The 308-nt window shown below is 46.8% G+C and carries 4 tRNA genes (2 of these 4 cut by a window edge); all 4 read left to right on the forward strand.

Annotated elements, in window-relative coordinates:
- A tRNA-Thr gene (locus DW769_RS07165) sits at positions 1-53 on the forward strand; it begins 27 nt to the left of the window's first position.
- Positions 54-86: 33 nt separating this feature from the next.
- Positions 87-160: transfer RNA gene (locus DW769_RS07170), tRNA-Met, on the forward strand.
- Positions 161-166: 6 nt separating this feature from the next.
- Positions 167-239, forward strand: a tRNA-Phe gene (locus DW769_RS07175).
- A gap of 8 nt (positions 240-247) precedes the next feature.
- Positions 248-308 (forward strand) — tRNA-OTHER (locus tag DW769_RS16580); it runs 60 nt beyond the window's last position.

The following is a 308-nucleotide window of genomic DNA, read 5'->3' on the forward strand; positions in this document are numbered from 1 at the left end:
AGAGCAGCTGATTTGTAATCAGCAGGTTATCGGTTCGAGTCCGATCATCGGCTTTACTTGAGAAATCAAGTACAAAAATAGGATATCGCGGGATGGAGCAGTCTGGAAGCTCGTCGGGCTCATAACCCGAAGGTCGTAGGTTCAAATCCTACTCCCGCAATTTTATGCCTAGTTAGCTCAGTTGGTAGAGCAGAGGACTGAAAATCCTCGTGTCTCTGGTTCGATTCCGGAACTAGGCATATTTTACGGAGCATTAGCTCAGTCGGTAGAGCACTTGACTTTTAATCAAGTTGTCCGGGGTTCGAATC

The sequence above is a fragment of the Blautia sp. AM29-29 genome, assembly GCF_003480555.1.
Lineage (GTDB): Bacteria > Bacillota > Clostridia > Lachnospirales > Lachnospiraceae > Fusicatenibacter > Fusicatenibacter saccharivorans.